This window comes from Mesobacillus sp. S13 (genome assembly GCF_020422885.1).
GTDB classification, from domain to species: Bacteria; Bacillota; Bacilli; order Bacillales; family Cytobacillaceae; genus Mesobacillus; species Mesobacillus selenatarsenatis_A.
In genome coordinates this window covers 900455-917394 of record NZ_CP084622.1, presented here as the reverse complement: position 1 = coordinate 917394, position 16940 = coordinate 900455, and the positions used below count along the sequence as shown (strand labels likewise).

Sequence of the window (16940 nt, the reverse complement as noted above, 5' to 3'; positions counted from 1 at the left end):
TTCACTGTTTATTGGCGAAAATTAAAATCTATTGGCGAACTGGAAATTCCACTCGTTTTTTTCCAGTTCGCGCACTCCAATTCACTTCTCTTTCAACCCGTATTGATCAATTTTCCGATAAAGATTCCGGACGCTGATGCCCAGCACGTCCGCTGCCTTTGTTTTGTTCCAGTTCATCTGCTTCAAGGCGTTTTCGATGTGTTCTTTTTCGACTTCTTCCAGTGAGCATAGCCTGGTTCCCTCACCAACGATAGCAGCAACAACGGCAACCTGTTTCGGCAAAAGCAAATCGTCCGCTTCTATCAAGCTTCCCTTTGATAGCAGGACGCCGCGTTCGATCAGGTGACTCAGCTCGCGGACATTTCCCGGAAAATCGTATTGCTCTAACGCGGCCTGAGCTTCCGCCGACAACTGCTTCGCCGGGTCTTTGGTCTTCACGATAAAGTGTTCAATCAGCGCGGGTAAATCACCCTTCCGTTCACGAAGCGGCGGAATTGTCAGCTTCACAACATTCAGCCGGTAATAAAGATCTTCGCGAAAACGTCCTTCGGCGACTTCTTTTTCCATGTCGCGATTCGTTGCAGCGATGACGCGGACAGTCACATGGCGCTCGCGGACATCACCGACCCGACGGAATTCGCCAGTCTCGAGGAAGCGCAGCAATTTTACCTGAAGAGCAAGCGGCATTTCGCCGAGCTCATCCAAAAACAGCGTCCCGTCTTTCGCTGCTTCGACCAGCCCCTTCTTCTCCTGGCTTGCTCCGGTAAAAGCACCGCGGGCATGGCCGAACAATTCGCTTTCCAACAGATGTTCAGGGAGTGCACCGGAGTTCACAGGCACGAATGGTTCATCCGCACGGCAGCTCCAATAATGGAGTGCCTTCGCGAACAGCTCCTTCCCGGTGCCGCTTTCTCCCTCAATAAGGACAGGCACATCGCTGTCAGCAATCCGCCTCGTCATCTCGAGCACTTCTTTAAAATTGGCGCTGTCGCCGATGATGTTGAATTCATTATGCTGGGCGATGATTTTTTTCATCGAATCATTTTTCTCTTTGAGCGCTTTATTTTCAACAGCCTTTCCTATCGTCAGTTCCAGTTCTGATAGATTATAAGGCTTGGTGATGTAATCGAAGGCACCCACCTTCATCGCTTCAATCGCGGTATCAATCGTCCCATGCCCTGTCAGGATGAGCACTTCGATATCAGGCTGGATCTTCTTGGTTTCTTTTAACAGCTCGATGCCATCCATACCGGGAAGGCGAATGTCATAGACGCCGATGTCATATTCATTCTTTTTCACAAGTTCGAGGGCGTCCTCTGCCGTACCTGCGCTGTCCACGTCAAAACCCTTCCGCTTCAGCCTCCTCACCAAAAGCTCAAGCAAATCCTGTTCATCATCAACGACCAACAATCTTGTTACTGACATCGTAGCCCACCTCCGTTGTATCTATTACTGTGTTTCCGTAGACATCTGCATGACCTGATTTGGAAAACCTTTGTCCACTCGCTTCTGCTAAGTCTGCCACACCAAGCCCCGCTTTCAGCGAACGCTCTGCCGGCAGCTGGATTTCCACTGTTGTCCCTTCTGCAGGTTTACTGTCAATTGCAATCGTCCCGCCAAATTGCTGGATGATTCCATAACAAACGGACAAACCAAGTCCTGTTCCTTTGCCGATTGGCTTTGTAGTGAAAAATGGATCAAACAGTTTATCCATCGCCTCGGCTGGGATTCCGTGGCCGCTGTCGTTCACTTTGATCAATACTGCTCCGTTAACACTTTCAGTTGCTGAAACGACCAAACTTCCTTCGCTTTCCATCGCATCGATCGCGTTATTGATCAGGTTGACAATGACCTGCATCAGCTTCAAGCCGTCGCCGCTAACGAGCGGAAGCCCATCCGCGATCCGTAACACAAGCTGGATTCGCTGTTTTTTCAGCTGGTGCTCGACAAGGCTGATGCTGTTCTCGATGATTTCCCTGATGCGAATTCGATCTTCTGTCCAATCGTTCTTACGCGAAAAATTAAGCAGGTTCCCGGTGATCCGTTTGCAGCGCTCGGTATTTTCCTTGATTTTACGAAGATAATGTTCCATTTCTTCTTCATCGAGGTCCTCATCACCGGCCTGGATCCTGTCAATCAGATCCTCTGCATACACATTGATCGTCGCCAGCGGATTATTGACTTCATGCGCAAAGCTCGATGCCATGATTCCCAGTGCGCTCAGTTTATCCGTCTGGATCATCGTTTCTTCCATTTGTTTTTGCTCGGTGATATCCTCAAGCACGACGAGGAACTCGCCTTCTTCCTCAATCGCGTGATTCAGCGGGAACACCCTGTGCCTGAAAATCCGCTCGCCATTGGCGCCGTCCTTGAACTTCATGACCTCGTCAGCGATTTTATCTAGGTCCGGGCAGGTAATAGGACAGTTCAGACACGGCGCGTTCTCCCCGCCGATCACCGCGTAACAAGGCAGAGTCAACCGGTCCTCGTTCAGCCACCCTTTTAAAATCGGATTCATCCAGGTGATCCGGTATTCTTTCGTCACGAGCGCTAACCCAGCGCCGATCCCGTTCACCACCACATCGAGCCTTTCCTTCTCCTGCTCTAGCAATCTTGATTTTTCAAGCAGTTCCTTGCTCATGTCGTTGAAGGAATCAGCCAATTTCCCCAGTTCATCGGTGCGCCTCATTTTCACCGGGCTGATTTTCCGTCCCTGCTTCAATTTGTTCATTTCCCGGTCAATCGAAACGATCGGCCTTGTAAAATAAAGCCCAGCCCAAACACTGATCAGGCTGACGGTTAAAATCAGCAGCGCAACCGCACCAATTCCGCTCTGGAGCATCCTGTTAATCGGAGCGAACGCCGTTGCTTTCGGTTGCTCCATCACAAGCACCCAGTCGAGATCTTCGATTTCTGCGGTAACGCCAAGTTCATCCTCGCCTCCAGAAGTCTGCTTTTGCCAGAGCTTGCTGTAATCCTGATGGGCGATGACGCGTTCTTTGTCATCCAGTAGATAAATATAAGAAGAATGATCCTGTCGCATCGAAGAAATTTTCCCGATGATTTTTTGAAGCTGAACAGTCACTCCGATTGCTTTCTTGCTGTCGTCTTCATAAAAAGGGATTGCCAGTTTCATGACAGGCTGACCATATTGGTTGAATGCCACCTGCCCATATACCTTGTCACGCGATTGCAGCTGGAACCACATATCGTCCGTAAACCACCGTTCCATGTCTCCAGCAATATTGAGTTCGTAACGGGATACCCTACTTTCGACAAAGCCTTTCTCATCCGCGATGATGACTTCTTCGATCGATTCGCTTTGCTGCAGGAGGTCATACAAGGCGCTTTGTTCTTTGTCCAATAGATTAAGAGAAGCAAGGACATGGATCCGCTGAAATGTCTGGCTGAATTCGTATTGTATTTCCCGCGATAGATTCTCCAGTACCAGATGCTGTTTTTCAAGGATCCTTGTTTCAAGGTCTGCTTTTACAAAAGAGTAATAATACAGGCTGAGGAGCAGCAACGGGATTGTCGACATGACGACTCCGAACACGAGCACCTTATTGCGGATGGTCTGCGAATGCATGAAATCCATTAGATATTTCATCGCTTGCTCCCTCCCTGCACTTCAGGGTGGATCAGATCGGCGATATGCAGCAAATCCTGATTATAGCTGACTCCAAGTGCGTCCTTCGTCTGCTGGTTGACGACAAAACGGATGCCGTCTGGCAATTCAACAGGTAAATCCCCCGGTTTGTTTCCCTGCAAAATCAAGCTGACAAATCTTGAAGCCTGATATCCTTGCGAGTAAAAGCTGGACCCATAGCTCGCCAACAGTCCTTTTTCCGCTTCAAAGTCATACAGCCCCATGGCCGGAATCTTTTTCTCAGAAGTCAGCCTCACTATTTCATCTGTCAGTGACTCAATCCTGAAGCTCGGCAGGACGAGGATGGCCTCTCTTTTGCCGACCGATTTCCATAAAGTATCCAGGCAGTCCTTTGAAGCATCACAAGGTGCGATTTCCACACCCAATTGAATGGCTGCATTCCTTGTCTCATCAAGGCTTAATTTGCTGACATCAATCTTGCTGTCATAAATCACATGCACCCTTTCAACAGCGGGCACAAGTGAGGTAAGCATCTCGAGACGCTTGCCCGAGATACTCGCATGGTAATTATTGATACCGGTAAAAATTCCACCCGGAGACTTGTAATCTTTTATCAATCCCAGTTCTTTCGGAGCGGCAAGTCCGGCAAAAACAACCGGAATCTTGATACTGGCTTCATCCATTTTTTCCTTTAGTCGAAGTGTTTCAATCCCGCCAAGCGTCACAATAAGGTCAGGTTTCGCACTAAGCAGCTCATGTATTTGCCTGTCAATCAACCCTTCATCATCTTGTGCATTTTTCACGGTAAAATGGATGTTCTTTGTGTTGTAACCCAGATCCTTCAAACCCTCTTCCAGGCCAGTGAATTTCTCATAGCGGTTTTCGCCAATCATCAGGACGCCGATTTCAACAGACTCTTCCCCTTTCACTCCCAGAAAAGCATAAATCATCGCCGAAACGGCAACCGTCGTCAGGAAAAAGAAATACCACTTTGTTTTCACATTCCGCGCCCCCATTTTCCGTATTCACTTCCACTATAACGGAAAAAGCAATGTAGCCATCTTGCAAAAAAGGATAATTTTATGAACAAGAATAGTTATCCACAATCAAAACATTTATTAAATTCTACTAAACAAAAAAGGTCCCCCTCTATTCGAGGAGAACCTGATTTCAAGTTTTATTTCTTTTCGACAGCATGTCCGCCGAATTCGTTTCGCAATGCTGCGACAACTTTTCCTGTGAACGTGTCATCTTCAAGTGAGCGGTAACGCATCATCAGTGACAGTGCGATGACTGGTGCTGCTGTTTGCAGGTCCAGCGCTGTTTCGACTGTCCATTTACCTTCTCCTGATGAATGCATGACGCCTTTGATGCTTTCAAGCTTAGGCTCTTTGGAGAAGGCATTTTCCATCAGTTCCATCAGCCAGCTGCGGATGACGGAGCCGTGGTTCCATACACGTGAAACTTCTTTGTAGTCATAATCGAATGGGCTTTTTTCAAGAATGTCAAAGCCTTCAGCGATTGCCTGCATCATTCCGTACTCAATTCCGTTGTGCACCATTTTCAAGAAGTGGCCGCTTCCGACCTTTCCTGTGTAAAGATAGCCTTTTTCGATTGAGATGTCCTTGAAGATTGGCTCAACATGAGAAAAAACTTCTGCGTCGCCACCGATCATTGTGCAGGCACCATTGCGAGCGCCTTCCATTCCGCCGCTTGTTCCCACATCCATAAAGTGGATGCCCGCTGCAGACAGCTTTTCAGCACGTCTTAACGTATCTTTATAGTTGGAGTTTCCGCCATCAATCAGGATGTCGCCTTCCTCCAAGTATGGTGTGAACTTCTCGATCACCTGGTCGATCAATTCTCCGGCAGGAATCATCAGCCAAACCACGCGCGGCTTTGGCAGCATGTCCGCCATTGCCTGATAATCAGCTGCAATCTCGGCACCCTCTGCTTTGATTTTCTGCATTGCTTCTTCATTAATATCGTTCGCCACAACTTCATGGCCGTTTTCCATCAGATTCAGTACCAAGTTATAGCCCATTTTGCCAAGGCCAACCATTCCTAGTTTCACTTCGATGCACTCCTTTTCGTTGGGGCTCTTCGGATGAATTTTTATCATTCGAGAACTATGTTATAACATGATAGTATCAAATATTTTTTCATATGTATATCTATTATATGAAAATATTTTTCATAAAACTAAAATCTTTTAATCGAAATAGCTTCTCTTATCTTCTGCAGATTCCCTAGCGTTTGTTCCTGCCTCATTACAGATACCGCAACATGAATTACGTCAATAAGACTAAGCTGGACCAGCCTTGAAGCTAAGGCTTCGGACCTGAATAGCGTTTCACGTGATGTGGTATAGAGAACGAAATCCGCTTCTTTCGACAGCGGTGATTTGTAATGTCCGGTAATCGCGATGGTCGCTGCCCCATTAGCTTTTGCAATTTTCAACGCTTCTATGACATCTTTATTACTGCCGCTATGCGAAATGCCGATTGCTGCCTGCCCGGGACCGAGCAGCGCTGCTGAAATGATTTGCTGGTGACCGTCACTATGGGCATTGCAATGAATGCCTGTCCGCAGGAATTTATGGTAAGCATCAAGCGCAATCGCCGATGATCCGCCTGAACCGTAAAAATCAATCCTTGTAGCCTTGCCCAGAACATCGATAATGTTTTCAAGCACTTTGGCATCCAATAGATTCAGCGTTTCCTTCATTGCTTCAATATGTCCGGCGAACACTTTTTGCGCAAGGGTTACGACCTCATCTTCTTCCTTTATTTCTTCATGGATATTCTTGATCGGTTCCACAAGCTCACTCGCCAGGGCGATTTTGAAAGCTTGATATCCTCTGAATCCAAGCCTTTTGCAAAAGCGGAAAATCGTCGCTTCGGCAACAGAAGCATGCTCCGCAAACTCGGTGATCGAAAGATGGATGATTTCCTGCGTGTTTTTCAATATGTAATCTGCGACCGCCTTCTCCTTGGAGGAAAGCGATGAGTAGATAGCGTTAATTTTCACGACGACATTTTGTCCATTTAGTTCACTGGCCATATTTCCTCCCCCTTTTCTGACGACTTTATCTTACCAATAAAATTTCACCTTTATTTGCAGAAGATGAAAATTTTTTTCACCCTGCATAAAAAAGTCGGGCCAAACTTTGGTTCAGCCCGATGCTTATTCTGTCCTGGCAGAATCGTAACTAACTATGATTCGATACAAAGCATTTTTATTAATACAACCAAACTTTTATTCACTGGATGCAGTTATTAATCCTGTTCTGTTAAAATGACGGGACCATCCTTTGTGATCGCAATCGTGTGCTCATACTGGGCAGACAGCTTGCCGTCGACCGTTCTTGCAGTCCAGCCATTGTCATCCATCTTCGTTTTCCACTCCCCAATATTGACCATGGGTTCAATCGTGAACACCATGCCCTCCTTGAGCCGCGGCCCTTTTCCAGGCAGACCATAGTGCGGGATATCCGGCTTTTCATGGATTACAGAACCGATTCCATGTCCGATGAATTCACGTACAACAGAAAATCCCTCGCCTTCCACATAGGACTGGATCGCATGGCCGATATCCCCAACACGATTTCCCGGTACAGAAGCAGCAATCCCGCGATATAAAGCTTCTTTTGTCACATCGAGCAGCTTTTGCGACTGCTCGCTGATATCGCCGACTGCATAGCTCCAGGCAGAATCGGCAAGAGCCCCGTTCAGGTTGACGACCATGTCGATCGTCACAATGTCGCCATCCTTGAGAGCGTCTTTTCGGGGAAAACCGTGACAAACCTCATCATTGATGCTTGCGCATGTAGCATATTGATAGTTCCGATAGCCTTTCTGTTCGGGCGTGGCTCCATGCTTTTTCAAGTAATCCTCAACAAACTGGTCAATTTCCCAGGTCGTAACCCCAGGCATAATCCTTTTGCGCAGCTCTTTATGAACAGAAGCAAGCAATTTTCCAGCTTCCTTCATATTGTCAATCTCTCGTGCCGACTTTAAAACAATCATTCCTTCATCTCCCTGATTCATTTCATCCTCTATATTATCTTATACGTAAAATTTCTCAAAATGAACCAGTTCATCACAAGGTAAAAGAAAATAGCCATTTTCACTGGATTTTTTCATGGGTAATAGATTCTTAATCAAATCTCAGAAAAGATTTTTCAGCTAGTATTTGATTTTATAGCGACTTTTTCGTTTATATAGCGAGTTTTTCATTTATATAGCGACTTTCTCGTTTATATAGCGACTTTTCCTTTTTTAATACCGACTTTCTCGATTTTATAGCGAATTGGAAATTACACTCATTTTTTTCCAGTTTCCGCACACAGTAAAAAACCCTTCTGCCGCAGCAAAAGGGTTCTTACTGTTATTTTTCCAGCACTTTGAGTGACTCGCGGTTGAATGCTGGGATATCTTTCGGCTCTCTGCTTGTTACCAGCTGGTTGCAGCAGACGACGACTTCCTTGTCCTTGTATTTCGTTCCAGCATATTCCATATCGACGGCGATGGATTTGTATCCGGTTGCGCTTCGGCCTTCTAGTGTCTTGGCTGTCAACAACAGCTGTGGACCATGGCAAATCGCTAATACCGGCTTCTTTTCATCCATGAAGTATTTGGCGAATTGCACGAATCGATCATCCCCGCGCAACTGGTCTGGCGAGAAGCCCCCAGGTATGAACAGTGCATCGAAATCCTCAGGCTTGACGTTGTCGATGCTTTCGTCAATCTTGACCTCTGCTTTGCCCTGCTTGCCTTTTACTGTCTTGCCTTTTTCTTTTTCGATTGTCATAACTTCATGCCCCGCTTCTGTAAAAGCGCGTGAAGGCTCTAGATATTCCACATCTTCAAATAGATCGGTTATTAAACAGGCAATTTTTTTACCCATAGAATCAACATCTCCTTTTGTGTGTAAAATTCTACCCTATATAAAATTCCCTGTCTGCTCCTGATGAAACATCTTGTTGACACTTCCATATTTTTGTATAAACGCATGTAATTAGACCTATCTTATAAGGATAATAAAAAAAACATTTTATATTTTCGTCATTCAACTATAATTTAACTTAGGACATCAATAGGGAGAGAGGCATCATGAACTTTAGTTATGTCAATGTAATGGAAGAGGTCGTTTCGACTCTTGTCAATGTGCTGATGCTGAGCCCGGATTACCAGACTTTCTGCAGTTGCCAGAAATGCCGGAACGATATCATCGCCATCAGCCTGAACACTCTTCCAAGTCACTATGTCACGACAGAGGACGGCCGAAAGATGGTATATGAGCAGCTTAATACCCAAGAAAACAGATCCTGGATCAATAAAAGGATCATCAGTGCCATCCATCTCGTCGGGAAGTATCCGAAGCATTAAACCGGAAGAGCACAGAGTCTTCCTGGAACTGGAGTATTTAATCAGAAAAACGAGGCGTCTTTTGATGAGCAATGGGCGGAAATTAAATAAATAAAAGCTGCCATGATATTGCCTGGTTCATCCGGCATCCATAATGGCAGCTTCTTATTTATATAGACTGTGTATCCATACGTCTTGCAAAATCCACGAATCGGAACTTGTCGGGGCGGTGTCTTGACTCAGTATATTGGAATAGGGTGGCATCATCAAAATGAATATAATTTTTCACTATGACGATTGCATGGAACCCTTCCATGTCAAGTAGCTCTCGGTCCTCGGGGCTCGGTTCCTCCACCGTGAATTCTTTCTTCGCAAAGCTGATTTTCTTCTCAAGCTGCCCTTCAATATACTCGAATATCGAGTTCTCGCATTTCTGGCGGGACAGCCCTGGCACATGCCTTTCTACCAGATAATCCTTATCGAGGATCACTCGTTCTTCATCAATGTGCCGGACCCTTTTCACCTTCCAGACCTTCTCATCATTACCAACATTCAATTCCCTGGCGATTTCCTGGCCGGCCAGCTCGAGAGTGAAATCCTCCACTGTCGTTTTCGCCTTTCCACCCATATTCTCTGCCAGTTCTTTAAAACTGATCAATCCGGTGATCGGAAACTGATGCCGTTTCAAATCGAGGACAAGTGAACCTTTGCCGCGGATTTTTTGGATGAAGCCATTTTGGGCAAGCAGATTCAGTGCTTTGCGGATGGTTTCCCTCGAAGTTTGATACATATCCGCAAATTCATTTTCAGATGGCAAAATCGTTTTTGCTGGATAATCTCCTTCCTGGATCTGTTTCGCAATTTCTTCATAGATCAATAAATATTTTTTTTGCATAACACATCACCGTACCTTGTCTGATTGCTACCATTTTACCTTTTTTAAGTCCGTTTGGATACAATAGACAATCGTGTTTGTCTTTTTCAAAAAAACTTCATAAAATCTTCTACAACTTCAAATGCAATCGCCGATATAAAAGCTGCGAGTTTTTTCCCAATAAGTTTTTTTCTAAAAGTGAACCAAAAAATCTTGGTGTTGGTTATAATTGTTCTATAAGGTGTTCTTAATATGGAACTATTTTATCAGATTTGTTATGATATAACTATAAATTGATAAGGTGTGTGGATAACAGTGATTGGTGAACGCGTCAAAAAACTTCGACAAGAGAAACGAATGTCCTTATCCGAATTGGCAGAACAAGCTGGCGTGGCAAAATCATATTTGAGCTCACTCGAGCGAAATCTTCAGACAAATCCTTCAATCCAATTCTTAGAAAAGATCGCTGGAGTACTGAATGTGCCAGTGGACCATCTCATTCATGAACAACCCGATAAAGAAAACATGGATTCAGATTGGGTCAATCTTGTAAAAGAAGCAATGGATTCTGGGATCACAAAGGATCAATTCAAGGAGTTTCTTGAATTCAATAAATGGCGACTTCATAATAAATGATATCCAGGACGGCTAAGATGGCTGTCCTTTTTTGTGCAAAATAAAAAGCACCTCCATAAGAGCTGCCCGATTGCACTTCTAATCTCTATGTATAAATTCCTCAGCTATTTTTCGTCTGCGTTAAAAACTCCCTGATTTCTTCTTTGTTAATTCCCATTTCTAATGCTTCCATTATAAGATGCATCCATTCTGTATCCAGTTCTTCGAAAACTACCTGCTCTTTAATCAAGTTCTTCCCCCCAAAATACAGTTAGTATTCCAGGCAGCCCGGCCATCATAGTACATTGCACCTTAGATCCGTGACTTTGCGTCCTAGTTTTTCAACAAGTTTGCCTTTTTCTGTACCTTTTTACTCACTTTTAAGTCCCAATGTCATTGTACCGTGTTCTATATATTTAACATGTAAGTATTTGTCGCCTGCAATAGAAGGTTTTTTTCTTTTTTCTTCCAAATGATTACAAAATCATAGCTAGTAAGAGTATTTTTCTGAAAATTACAATGATTTTGATAAGACTTTTTGTCAAATAATATCTCTAATTGTTGAACTCTTTTTATTTTTTTACCCCCATAAACTTAAGGGTTGACCATTTTTTTGTACTTTTGCTTTTTCCAGTCCGACATAATGGCCACTTTTTCAAGACTGATGGCATTAAAAAATGGATATCTCGTTAAATCATTTCCGCAAATCGGGCAGATCCATTCTCCTGCCTCACTGCTGCTAAACGAAGGGCGATTGCAACGATCACAATTCTTTCTGTACACGACATCCTGCCTCCTTTTTAAGTGGCTTACTGCCTCATTCCACTGAAGTATAGTTCATTTGTACCAATCTTGAAAAAGTCTAAAATATGGCGAATTTTCTTAAAAAAGAACAAAAATCGTTCTTTTTTAAGAAAATACTCCGTTTATCTCAGTTTCTTGTATTTTTAAAAGAACTAATTTGTTCGTTATAATGAATTAATAGATGAATTTAAAGGAGATTGCCATATGACTGTTGGCGAAAAAATAAAAAACTTAAGGCTGAAGAAGAAGTATTCAATTAGTGAGCTCTCTGAAAAAGCGAAAGTATCCAAATCCTATCTCAGTTACATTGAAAGGGGAATACAGGGTAATCCCTCACTTCAGGTGCTTTCCCGGCTCGCAGACAATCTAGATACAAGTGTTGAGTATTTGATGGGACAACAAAATACGAAAACTTTCCAGAAGCCTGTTGATGAGGAATGGGCTGGACTCGTTGATGAAGCCATAAAAAATGGAATAAGCAAAGAGGACTTTGCTTATTATGTGGATTTCATGAAGTTTCAAAGCAGGAATAAACAGTAAGCTTATATACTAAAATACAAATTAAAATCGCTCTTTAGACCAAATATTTCACGATAGTATCGCTTATCTTTTTTTGAGCCGACAAAATACATAGTCACTCCCCCATGCACTGTGACCTGGCATATTTACGATGCCAGAAAGCTGTCACAAAATATTCATAAAAACAAAGTACTTCTCACGTTTTCCCCATTATTTTTTCGTATTTTAATCACAACTCCTTGATAGGATTAAATTCGATCAAAGGAGGAGAATGGAATGAAGAAACTATTTGCTGTCATGATAGCATTCTTATTAATGATCATTGTTACTGCTTGCGGAGATGAAGCGGCCGAAAACGAACAGAAAGACGGACAGGAAACTGCGGCAACAGAAGTGAAGCACGAGGAGAATGATCACGACCATGGTGATGGCCCTCATCAGCCTGGTGCCGATGATGTTTGTGCCTTCTGCAATATGAAGGTATACGATGAAGCTGACCCAATGGGTGTATTTACAGCCCAGGCTAAAACGAAAGACGGCGAGTATGTATTCTTTGACGACTCCGGATGTCTGTTGAATATCGCACGGCGTGATGATGTGGAATTCGAGGAAAAGTGGGTACGTGATTACATTACATCTGAATGGATTGACGCCGACTCCGCTATTCCAGTAAAAGCAGATCTTAAAACACCTATGAAATACGGCTACGCATTCTTCAAGAATCCAGAAAGTGCCGAAAAATTCATTTCAGAAAACAACGACAAGAACCCTGCTACCGCAACATGGGAGCAGATCGACCAAATCGCAAAAGAACGCTATATGAAAAAAATGAAGATGAACAACGATAGCATGGATAAGGATAGTAATATGGATGGCGACAGTGAAATGCATGACGACAGTGAAGAGGAAAGTGGCCATTAAGTTGTGAAATTATACTTAATAATAGGCTCTGTTAATGCAAAATGTTGTTTACAATCCTGTTGATTGTAGTGGAAGGCGCGTAGACTCCTCCGAAAATGCTAACGCATATTCATCGTACGTGGGCAGGTTCGAGGAAGTAACTCAATGTCCTGCGGACGTTCAGATGAGACCCCGCAGGAACAAAGCGACGAGGAGGCTCATCGCCAGCCAGGAAGAATTTGTACTTTGAAAAAGCCGGCAGTTGGGCTTTTTCATAATTCTTCCCCGCGAAAAGCGAAGCGCCTGGAACGAAAATCAACAGTCTAGTTAAACAGAGCCTAATAATAAAATCCCGGTGCAGATATCAGCACCGGGATTTTTCACATTGTAAGATTTTCATGAACTATGAAAAAAACTTTTTCAAGCGGTGTATAAACACCGTCTTTTTGTACGAGTGATGATACTGAATCACAATACTGCAATTGCCCCTCCTGCATGAACGCTGCCCTGTCTGCCAATTCCTCAACAAGACTAAGGATATGGGTAGTAAAGAAAATCGTCCTGCCCTGCTTTTTCTCTTCCTGGATCATTTCCTTAAACCGATACACCCACAATGGATCCAGTCCATTGGTTGGTTCATCGAGGATTCGCAGCGGAACATCCGGCAACAGTGCCTGTGCCAATGAAAGCCGCTGCTGCATTCCTTTAGAATATTGTTTGATTTGCATGTTTTTCACATCATATAGCCCAACCTGCTGCAGGGTTGCGATTACTTTCTCATTATTTATTCCTCGTAATCTCGCAAAAAAAGTCAAAACTTCCAAACCTGTCAGCTGGCGAGGAAAGAGCATTTCATCAGGCATAAAGGAAAATAAGTTCTTGAAGTCCTGTTTTTGCGGGTCGATGACCTGTCCGTCCATCAAGACCTTGCCAGCAGTCGGTTTCATCATTCCTGTGAGCATCTTGATCAACGTACTCTTCCCCGCTCCATTGCCGCCGCAGAGAGCAAAGATTTCGGGCTTTTCAATGGTAAAGGTTAGGTCAGTAATCTTTTTCGTTTCACTATAATGCTTGGCCAACCCTTCAATCCTGATCCATTCTTTGCTATTCATCACCAACCCCCCGTGTCGTCCTGTACACAGTGTAGAGGACTGGCAGTATCATCCAGAGCAAAACAGCCAGAATAAACATCATTCTTCCTGTCCAGCCATCTGCCCAGATGGTTAAATCATATAATCGCGGCCCGAATACAGAAGCTCCGTCCAGTGACAAAATTGACTGGACGCGGATTAACTCTACCGGATTCAGAAAGATGGACACAGTCAGCATTGGCAGTAGCCATTGCTTCATCAGGAACATGCTTAATCCCATAATGATAAATTCATAGAAAAGCACAAGGAAAGCCCAGACAATCAGGCTTATGCCCAGTGCCTGGAATCGCGTCTTGGCGATTATGCCAATCATAATTGCCAGCGACAGGAAAATCGCCGAGAGAAGGATCGAATACAGATAAAATAATATCAGCAAGGAAACAGAGACTCCTCCGCCGACGAAGAAGATGACGAGCAATGCTGCACCATAGCCAAACGTCAAAACAGACCAGATGGCAGCAAACAGTCCTGCATACTTTCCAAGGATAACGGCCCATGGCGAAAGCGGATAGGTCATCAGCAGCATTAGCCCGTGATCTTCCTTTTCACCTGACAGAAACAAGCTGCCGATCAGCAATGACAACAAGGGAATCAGCAGCAAGTTGATATTCAGCAAGCTGGCCGTCATCCTGTTAAATCCATCGAATCCAGTCCCTCCAGTGTTGCCAAGGAACGCGACCATTACGGCCAGGGATGAGAACAATAAGCCAAATCCGGCTAGCCAATGGCTTCTCATCATCAAGGTCATTTGCTGCCTTGCTATGTGCCTCATTGCTCCCAGCTCCACTCATGTTTCTTTAATGACTCATAATCCAGCACTTCTCCTATTCCTTGTTCTTTTACGTACTTCTCAGCGCTCTCTTTATCCTTGAAGCTGACAACACCATTTGCCATTGGTGTCCAGAAATCAGGGTGGTACGCATGGAAGGCTTTTTCCAGATCGACCCATTCCCCTGTATCCACATCACGAACGTAATGTTTTGCAGTATTTTCTTCCTTGAGTTCTGGCGCCATCTCCACGAATTCATCCATACATTCGATATCATCAAATTTATATACTTCACCATCCGCAGTGACGATCTCAGTGGCATAGTGCTCATGGGCAAGACCCATATTGCACACCTCGCACACATCAATTTCCGGGTTGATTTCCTCTGGTTCCATTGTGCTGTTTTGGCAGCCCGTTATCAACGCGACCGACATTAGCAATAGAGCTCCAAGCTTTTTAATCATGACAGCTTCCTTCCTTTCACAATGACAGTTATTGATAACAAAATGAACAGTATGCCTATTACACCCTGTATTATCCGGTCCTCGCTGCGCTGTTCGGTTTCCTGAAGCATGTCTACTGGTTCTACGAGCGGGCGGGAATCAAACACATCGGCTGTCCCAAATGAAGGAAACAATGCTTCAGCCTTTGTCCACAGCTTGATTGATGGACTTTCAAAAAAGAATTGCCAATACGGCTGTTTGCGCAATAGACGGTCGTACAGTGAACCTGCCTTGTATGCTTCTTCTCCCACACCATCACCTGAAAGGTCAAAACTGCTGTAATCATCCCAGTAATTTCCCTTCACTCCATCATCGAGTCTCATATCCTCTCCTGAAATCTTTGATTGAACGACATTTCCGATAAAATTGTTTTCTGAAAACGTGTTATTTTCGTTCTTGCCCATGAATTCCAGGCCAACTTGATTGGCGGCAATCTGATTCATTTTGATTAAGGTATCGCCCCCATCTTCCAAGGACAATCCGGTGCTGTTCCGAAGAATTTCATTTCCCTCTACGAGTACGTCTTTTGTTTCATAAATCAAGATCCCGTAGCCACGAAAGTGAAAGTGGTCGGTCACTTTGTTTTTAATAAATTCAATACCAGCAGAATCCATCACCATAAACCCTGTCACATTTTTTTCGACATGGTTCCTTTCAGCCTGGATCCCTTTACTGAACATAAAGTGCATGCCATAGCGTGATTCGCTGATGTGATTATCAAGCACCTTGATGCCTTGGGTAAAATCAAAATACAAACCATCCTGGACATTGGCAATCTCATTTTCTTTCAGTGTATGGCCGCCACCTTTGAACATATGGATGCCGTTCCCACGCTTGGAAAAGTGAGATTCATAGCTTGTAATGCTGTTTCCAAGCAGCAGATTTTCATTGCTGTTTGCTATATAAATTCCATTCTGAACATCTTTTACTGTATTGTTCTGGATTACATTTCGGTCAGCTTTATTAATGTAGATTCCACTATCCTCCTGAGCAGAGCCGCTATTCTGGATCGTGAGCCCTTCAATTACCACATTTGAAGCTGTGACCATGATGACATTCCCATTTCCACCGCCATCAATGGTGGTCCCCTCTTCTCCTTTTATCGAAACTTCCTTATTGATTACTAAACTTTCTTTATATACTCCAGGAGCAACAAGGATGGTATCCCCATTTCTGGCACCTTCGACAGCTCTCTGGATTGTTTGGCCGCGCTCCACTTTGAGCTCCTCAGCAAAGGCATTCATAGGAATGAATAATAGAAGCAAAAAGAAAATGATGGCAAGTGGCTTTTTCAGGCTCCACATACAGCTGTCTCCTCCCGGCAATAATCTCTTTTTAAAATTAGCAAAAAAATGTGAGGAAACCTTGAAATATTTGTTGGGAAACCTTGAAGTTAGTGATGAGATTTACTGTGTAAATAGTGGAAAACTCATTAGATTTGTTGAGTTTTCAGAATAATCAAAAGTCATTGTGTCTATTTTGTGACAAATCCAATATAATGTTATTAATATGCAAACCTTATTAAGGTTAAGGGAGGACTTGGACATGACCATTGTTCATCTATTAAACTTCTCCATTCCCATCGCAATGATGCTCGTAATCGGTTTCGGCATCGATAAAATGTGTCAGCCTGATACACCAGAGCAGGAAGCCGAGTAATAATTGCGGCTTCCTTTTTACATATTGGTGGTAATTATTACAGACAATTACCATTTCGCTATAAAAATGAGAAAGTCGCTATAAAAAGTATATTCTCGCTATATAAATGAAAAAGTCGCTATAAAATTACAAAACTCGCTATATAAAAAATAAAGTCGCTATATTAA

General features: G+C 43.8%; 18 protein-coding genes and 1 riboswitch. Of the genes, 4 read left to right on the top strand and 14 right to left on the bottom strand.

Going from position 1 to position 16940, the window contains the following annotated elements:
- Positions 1–81 precede the first annotated feature (81 nt).
- From LGO15_RS04685 to LGO15_RS04655, 7 genes are all read right to left on the bottom strand, one after another.
- Complete coding sequence (locus tag LGO15_RS04685; protein WP_167833263.1) at positions 82–1425, bottom strand: sigma-54-dependent transcriptional regulator; 1344 nt, start codon at positions 1423–1425, stop codon at positions 82–84.
- Positions 1397–3610 (bottom strand): ATP-binding protein, encoded by a 2214-nt coding sequence (locus tag LGO15_RS04680; RefSeq protein ID WP_226086931.1) that lies wholly within the window; start codon positions 3608–3610, stop codon positions 1397–1399. Before LGO15_RS04680 ends, LGO15_RS04685 begins: the two co-directional genes overlap by 29 nt.
- The gene (locus LGO15_RS04675) at positions 3607–4611 is read right to left on the bottom strand and encodes an ABC transporter substrate-binding protein (RefSeq protein ID WP_226086930.1); all 1005 of its coding nucleotides are present in this window, start codon (positions 4609–4611) and stop codon (positions 3607–3609) included. Before LGO15_RS04675 ends, LGO15_RS04680 begins: the two co-directional genes overlap by 4 nt.
- 176 nt (positions 4612–4787) lie before the next feature.
- Positions 4788–5684, bottom strand: a complete 897-nt coding sequence (gene gnd / locus LGO15_RS04670) for a phosphogluconate dehydrogenase (NAD(+)-dependent, decarboxylating) (protein ID WP_226086929.1) — start codon at positions 5682–5684, stop codon at positions 4788–4790.
- 128 nt (positions 5685–5812) lie between these two features.
- The gene (locus LGO15_RS04665; RefSeq protein WP_226086928.1) at positions 5813–6673 is read right to left on the bottom strand and encodes a MurR/RpiR family transcriptional regulator; all 861 of its coding nucleotides are present in this window, start codon (positions 6671–6673) and stop codon (positions 5813–5815) included.
- Positions 6674–6888: 215 nt separating this feature from the next.
- The gene (gene map / locus LGO15_RS04660; protein WP_226086927.1) at positions 6889–7638 is read right to left on the bottom strand and encodes a type I methionyl aminopeptidase; all 750 of its coding nucleotides are present in this window, start codon (positions 7636–7638) and stop codon (positions 6889–6891) included.
- Positions 7639–7999: 361 nt separating this feature from the next.
- Positions 8000–8518, bottom strand: a complete 519-nt coding sequence (locus LGO15_RS04655) for a type 1 glutamine amidotransferase domain-containing protein (protein WP_167833257.1) — start codon at positions 8516–8518, stop codon at positions 8000–8002.
- Between the two features lie 206 nt (positions 8519–8724).
- Between LGO15_RS04655 and LGO15_RS04650 the strand changes: the two genes are divergently transcribed.
- Positions 8725–9000, top strand: coding sequence for a late competence development ComFB family protein (locus tag LGO15_RS04650; protein ID WP_167833256.1), 276 nt, complete (start codon positions 8725–8727; stop codon positions 8998–9000).
- A 148-nt stretch (positions 9001–9148) separates the two neighbouring features.
- Here the strand turns inward: LGO15_RS04650 and treR are convergent, their stop codons facing one another.
- A complete protein-coding gene (gene treR / locus LGO15_RS04645; protein WP_167833255.1) occupies positions 9149–9874 on the bottom strand; it encodes a trehalose operon repressor in 726 nt (241 codons plus the stop codon).
- Between the two features lie 294 nt (positions 9875–10168).
- On the opposite strand from treR, the gene LGO15_RS04640 reads away from it, so the two are divergent.
- On the top strand, positions 10169–10489 hold the full coding sequence (locus LGO15_RS04640) for a helix-turn-helix domain-containing protein (protein ID WP_167833254.1): 321 nt from the start codon (positions 10169–10171) through the stop codon (positions 10487–10489).
- A gap of 100 nt (positions 10490–10589) precedes the next feature.
- Here LGO15_RS04640 and LGO15_RS04635 read toward each other — a convergent pair whose 3' ends face one another.
- Complete coding sequence (locus tag LGO15_RS04635; protein WP_226086926.1) at positions 10590–10718, bottom strand: anti-repressor SinI family protein; 129 nt, start codon at positions 10716–10718, stop codon at positions 10590–10592.
- Positions 10719–10747: 29 nt separating this feature from the next.
- A riboswitch (cyclic di-GMP riboswitch) is annotated at positions 10748–10833 on the bottom strand.
- A 229-nt stretch (positions 10834–11062) separates the two neighbouring features.
- Positions 11063–11251 carry a hypothetical protein gene (locus LGO15_RS04630; protein ID WP_226086925.1) on the bottom strand — a complete coding sequence of 63 codons (189 nt, stop codon included), beginning with the start codon at positions 11249–11251 and terminating at the stop codon, positions 11063–11065.
- 225 nt (positions 11252–11476) lie between these two features.
- Between LGO15_RS04630 and LGO15_RS04625 the strand changes: the two genes are divergently transcribed.
- The gene (locus LGO15_RS04625) at positions 11477–11812 is read left to right on the top strand and encodes a helix-turn-helix domain-containing protein (RefSeq protein WP_226086924.1); all 336 of its coding nucleotides are present in this window, start codon (positions 11477–11479) and stop codon (positions 11810–11812) included.
- A 255-nt stretch (positions 11813–12067) separates the two neighbouring features.
- Entirely contained in the window at positions 12068–12712 is a 645-nt protein-coding gene (locus LGO15_RS04620) for a nitrous oxide reductase accessory protein NosL (RefSeq protein ID WP_167833251.1), read from the top strand.
- A gap of 359 nt (positions 12713–13071) precedes the next feature.
- Here LGO15_RS04620 and LGO15_RS04615 read toward each other — a convergent pair whose 3' ends face one another.
- Genes LGO15_RS04615 through nosD form a run of 4 tightly spaced genes read right to left on the bottom strand, consistent with a single transcriptional unit; the run spans position 13072 to position 16418 of the window.
- Entirely contained in the window at positions 13072–13803 is a 732-nt protein-coding gene (locus tag LGO15_RS04615) for an ABC transporter ATP-binding protein (RefSeq protein WP_226086923.1), read from the bottom strand.
- The gene (locus LGO15_RS04610; protein WP_167833250.1) at positions 13796–14614 is read right to left on the bottom strand and encodes an ABC transporter permease; all 819 of its coding nucleotides are present in this window, start codon (positions 14612–14614) and stop codon (positions 13796–13798) included. Before LGO15_RS04610 ends, LGO15_RS04615 begins: the two co-directional genes overlap by 8 nt.
- A complete protein-coding gene (locus tag LGO15_RS04605) occupies positions 14611–15075 on the bottom strand; it encodes a nitrous oxide reductase accessory protein NosL (RefSeq protein ID WP_226086922.1) in 465 nt (154 codons plus the stop codon). The genes LGO15_RS04610 and LGO15_RS04605 overlap by 4 nt, the downstream gene beginning before the upstream one ends.
- Entirely contained in the window at positions 15072–16418 is a 1347-nt protein-coding gene (gene nosD, locus LGO15_RS04600) for a nitrous oxide reductase family maturation protein NosD (protein WP_167833248.1), read from the bottom strand. Before nosD ends, LGO15_RS04605 begins: the two co-directional genes overlap by 4 nt.
- Positions 16419–16940: the final 522 nt, after the last annotated feature.